Annotated in this window: 4 protein-coding genes and 1 riboswitch; all 4 genes read left to right on the top strand. The window is 74.7% G+C overall.

The features are described from left to right. Nucleotides 1-35 precede the first annotated feature (35 nt). A complete protein-coding gene (locus J1C73_RS19130) occupies nt 36-269 on the top strand; it encodes a hypothetical protein (RefSeq protein ID WP_123469106.1) in 234 nt (77 codons plus the stop codon). 171 nt (nt 270-440) lie between these two features. Next, nucleotides 441-573: riboswitch (cobalamin riboswitch) on the top strand. A 144-nt stretch (nt 574-717) separates the two neighbouring features. After that, entirely contained in the window at nt 718-1,731 is a 1,014-nt protein-coding gene (locus J1C73_RS19135; protein ID WP_207317477.1) for a cobalamin biosynthesis protein, read from the top strand. Then, a complete protein-coding gene (locus J1C73_RS19140) occupies nt 1,728-3,278 on the top strand; it encodes a cobyric acid synthase (RefSeq protein ID WP_207317478.1) in 1,551 nt (516 codons plus the stop codon). Before J1C73_RS19135 ends, J1C73_RS19140 begins: the two co-directional genes overlap by 4 nt. Before the next feature lie 94 nt (nt 3,279-3,372). Then, the coding region (locus J1C73_RS19145) for an ATP-binding protein (RefSeq protein ID WP_207317479.1) at nt 3,373-4,761 on the top strand (1,389 nt) is incomplete at its 3' end.

Genomic DNA, 4,761 nt, shown 5'->3' on the forward strand with positions numbered 1-4,761 from the left:
CCCCCGATTCCCGGACGCTCTAAGGACACATCCCCATGAACATCGACTGGGCAGCCCTCGGCACCGTCTTCGGCGTCTCTCTCGTCGCCACCGTCGCCCTGGTGGGCCTCTTCACCCTGGGCATCGTCGGCCTCTCCAAGCAGCCGGAACCGGCCGCGCAGGGCGGGCAGGCCGGCGGGTCCCTGATGCTGGCCCGCGCGGGCGCGTACGTCTGCTTCGGGCTCTGCGCGGCGGCGGTGGCCTACGGGATCTACATGATCGTCGCCTGACGGCCTCCGGGCCCCACGGGCCCCTTACCGCTCCTGCTCATCGGGCCGGACGCACCTCGGGTGCGTCCGGCCCGATGTGGGTCTCAGCACACTGCACCGTCGCAGGTCAACGGTAGGTTGACTGACGTTCGCGGAGCGTGGTGGACTGCCGGAGCCATTACGGCGACAGCAGAGGAAGCCGGTGCGAATCCGGCGCGGTCCCGCCACTGTCACCGGGGAGCAGTCCCCCACCACCGGAAGTCACGGTCCACGCCAAGCGGACTGGAAGACCGGGGGAACTGCGGATCCGGGAGCCAGGAGACTCTCGTCGCCGGTCACGTCGAACCAGGGCGCGGACCCTGAGTGAGGACATATCACCATGCCCGGCCGCCGTGCGTCCGTATCCGTGCCGCCCCTGCCACCAACTGCCCGCACGAGGGTCCTTCGAGGCGCAACGGCCGGCTGAACCGTGCGTGCCGACCGCATCTTCGCGTACGGCGCCACGGCCGGTCTGATCGGCGATCTGCTGCTCGGTGATCCCCGCCGGGGACATCCGGTCGCCGCCTTCGGGCGGGCCGCGGCAGGCGTCGAACGCCGTCTGTGGCGCGACCACCGCGGGTGGGGCGCACTGCACACCCTGGTCTGCGCCGGAGGCGCTGCCGGGGGTGCCGCGCTGGCCGCCCGCGCGCTGCGCCGCAGTCCCGCCGCGTCCGTGGCCCTGACCGCCGCCGCCACCTGGTCCGTCGTCGGCGGTACGTCGCTGGGGCGTGAGGCCCGGTCCATCGGCGACGCCCTCGCCGCGGGGGACCTCGGCCTGGCCCGTGAGCGGCTGCCCCATCTGTGCGGCCGCGACCCGCAGTCCCTGGACGGACCGCAGATCGCCCGCGCCGTGGTGGAGTCCGTCGCCGAGAACACCTCGGACGCCGTGGTCGGCGCCCTGGTGTGGGGCGCGCTGGGCGGGGTCCCCGGACTCGTCGGCTTCCGGGCCGCCAACACCCTCGACGCCATGGTCGGCCACAAGTCGCCCCGCTACCTGCGCTACGGCTGGGCCTCGGCCCGCCTCGACGACCTCGCGGGCTGGCCGGGCGCCCGGCTGACGGCGCTGCTCGCCGTGGCCGCCGGGGGCCGGCCGCGGGGAGCGCTGCGGGCCTGGCGGGCGGATGCCGCCAAGCACCCGAGCCCCAACGCGGGCCCCGTGGAGGCCTCCTTCGCGGGCGCCCTCGGCGTACGGCTCGGCGGCACCCTCGCCTACGGCGGCCGCGTCGAGCACCGCCCCGTGCTCAACGGGGAGACGGGCCGGGCGGTGGAGACCGAGGACATCGAACGCGCCGTACGGCTGTCGCGCCGGATCGGTGCGCTGGCCCTCGGCGTGAGCGTGGCGGCCCGGCCGGTCGCCGCCGCGGCCGCACGACGGATCACCTCGACGCGCGGCGCGGGGCCGGACGCCCCGGGTGCGCGCACCTCAGGACGGAGACCGACATGAGCGGCGGACTGCTGGTCGCCGGGACCACCTCGGACGCGGGCAAGAGCGTCGTCACGGCGGGCATCTGCCGCTGGCTGGTGCGCCGGGGCGTGAAGGTGGCGCCCTTCAAGGCGCAGAACATGTCCCTGAACTCCTTCGTCACCCGCGGGGGCGCCGAGATAGGCCGGGCCCAGGCCATGCAGGCCCAGGCCGCCCGGGTGGAGCCGACCGCGCTGATGAACCCGGTGCTGCTCAAGCCCGGCAGCGACCGCTCCAGCCAGGTCGTCCTGATGGGGCGCGCGGTCGGCGAGATGAGCGCCCGCGGCTACCACGGCGGCAGACAGGAGCAGTTGCTGTCCACCGTCGTGGACTGCCTGGAGCAGCTCCGGGGCACGTATGACGCGGTGATCTGCGAGGGCGCGGGCAGTCCGGCCGAGATCAATCTGCGGCGCACGGACATCGTGAACATGGGCATCGCGCGGGCGGCCCGCTTCCCGGTGATGATCGTCGGAGACATCGACCGCGGCGGGGTCTTCGCGTCGTTCTTCGGTACGACGGCGCTGCTCGCCGCCGAGGACCAGGCGCTGATAGCCGGCTACCTGGTCAACAAGTTCCGTGGGGACGTGTCGCTGCTCGAACCCGGCCTGGACATGCTGCGCGATCTCACCGGACGGCCGACGTACGGGGTGCTGCCGTTCGCCCACGGCCTGGGCATCGACGAGGAGGACGGGCTGCGGGTCTCGCTGCGCGGCACCGTACGGGAGTCGGTCGTCGCCCCGCCGCACGGCGAGGACGTCCTGCGCGTCGCCGTGTGCGCGGTGCCCCTGATGTCGAACTTCACCGACGTCGACGCGCTGGCCGCCGAACCGGGTGTCGTCGTGCGGTTCGTGGACCGCGCCGAGGAACTGTCCGACGCCGACCTCGTCATCGTGCCCGGCACCCGCGGCACCGTGAAGGCGCTGGCCTGGCTGCGCGAGCGCGGACTCGCCGACGCGCTGCTGCGGCGCGCCGCCGAGGGCCGCCCGGTCCTCGGCATCTGCGGCGGCTACCAGATCCTGGGCGAACACATCGAGGACGAGGTGGAGTCGCGCGCCGGGCAGGTCGACGCGCTCGGGCTGCTGCCCGTACGCATCCGCTTCGACCGGGAGAAGACCCTCGCCCGGCCGGTCGGCGAGGCGCTGGGTGCCCCCGTCGAGGGGTACGAGATCCACCACGGCGTCGCCGAGGTGCGGGGCGGCGAGCCGTTCCTCACCGACGGGCGGGGGCACCGCCTCGACGGCTGCCGGTCCGGCGCCGTATGGGGCACCCACTGGCACGGCTCGCTGGAGAGCGACGCGTTCCGCCGCCGCTTCCTGACCGAGACCGCGCGGGCCGCCGGCCGCCGGTTCGTGCCCGCCCCCGACACCTGCTTCGCCGAGCTGCGCGAGGAGCAGCTCGACCGCCTCGGCGACCTGATCGAAGAACACGCGGACACCGATGCGCTGTGGCGTCTCATCGAGTCGGGCGCGCCGGCGGGACTTCCCTTCATCGCCCCCGGAGCGCCCGCGGCACCTGGAACCCGAAGGTGAGGGGACTGCGCCCCCTGACCCCCGCCGCTCGATCGCCGCAGGGGCTCCAACGCCCGCCGCAACCGCTGGAAACCGCCGCCACCAAGGAGGCCTCGTGAGTACGCCGTATCCCTTCACCGCCATCGTCGGGCAGGACGATCTCCGCCTCGGCCTGCTGCTCAACGCCATCTCGCCGGCCGTCGGCGGGGTGCTGGTGCGCGGCGAGAAGGGCACTGCCAAGTCCACCGCCGTGCGCGCACTGGCCGCGCTCATGCCGCAGGTGTCCGTCGTCCCCGGATGCCGGTTCTCCTGCGACCCCGGGTCGCCCGATCCGGCGTGTCCCGACGGCCCCCACGAGTCCGCGTCCGGCGTGTCGCGGGCGGCGCGGACGGTCGAGCTGCCCGTCGGCGCTTCCGAGGACCGGCTCGTCGGGGCGCTCGACATCGAGCGGGCGCTCGCCGAGGGCGTGAAGGCCTTCGAGCCGGGGCTGCTCGCCGACGCGCATCGCGGGATTCTGTACGTGGACGAGGTCAACCTCCTCCACGACCATCTGGTGGACCTGCTGCTGGACGCGGCCGCCATGGGCGCCTCGTACGTGGAGCGCGAGGGCGTCTCCGTGCGCCATGCCGCCCGCTTCCTGCTCGTGGGGACGATGAACCCCGAAGAGGGCGAGCTGCGGCCGCAGTTGCTCGACCGCTTCGGGCTGACCGTCGAGGTCGCCGCGTCCCGGGAGACCGACCTGCGGGTGGAGGTGGTGCGCCGGCGTCTCGCGTACGACGACGATCCGGCCGGTTTCGCCTCGAAGTGGGCCGACGAGGAGGGCGCGTTGCGGGCCCGGATCGTCGATGCGCGGGCCCTGCTGCCCGAAGTGCGGCTCGGCGACGGGGCGTTGCGGCAGATCGCGGCCACCTGCGCGGCCTTCGAGGTCGACGGGATGCGGGCCGACATCGTGATGGCCCGGACCGCCACGGCGCTGGCCGCCTGGGCGGGGCGTACCGACGTACAGGCCGAGGACGTACGGCAGGCGGCACTGCTCGCGCTCCCCCATCGGCGCCGGCGCAACCCGTTCGACGCGCCGGGGCTCGACGAGGACAAGCTCGACGACACGCTGGAGCAGAACAGCGGCGAGGACGACGATCCGGACCCGGACGGCCCCGGTGGCGGCGGCCCGCCCCCGCAGGGCGACGGGCCCGACACACCGCCGCGGCCCGAGGGCGGCGCCGACGACACGCCCGCGCCGTCCGTGCCCGAGCAGGGCAGGGAGCAGGAACCGGGGCAGCGGCAGCCGTCCGGGGGCGGCGAACAGCAGCCCGTGCGGGCCGGCGAGCCGTTCCGGACGAAGATGCTGAGCGTGCCCGGCCTGGGCGAGGGCGCGGCGGGGCGGCGCTCCCGGGCGCGTACCGAGCACGGGCGGACGACCGGTGCGCGGCGTCCGCAGGGCGCGCTCACCAAGCTGCACCTGGCCGCCACCGTGCAGGCCGCCGCCCCGCACCAGCGGGCGCGG

This window comes from Streptomyces laculatispora, assembly GCF_017353455.1.
GTDB lineage: Bacteria > Actinomycetota > Actinomycetes > Streptomycetales > Streptomycetaceae > Streptomyces > Streptomyces laculatispora.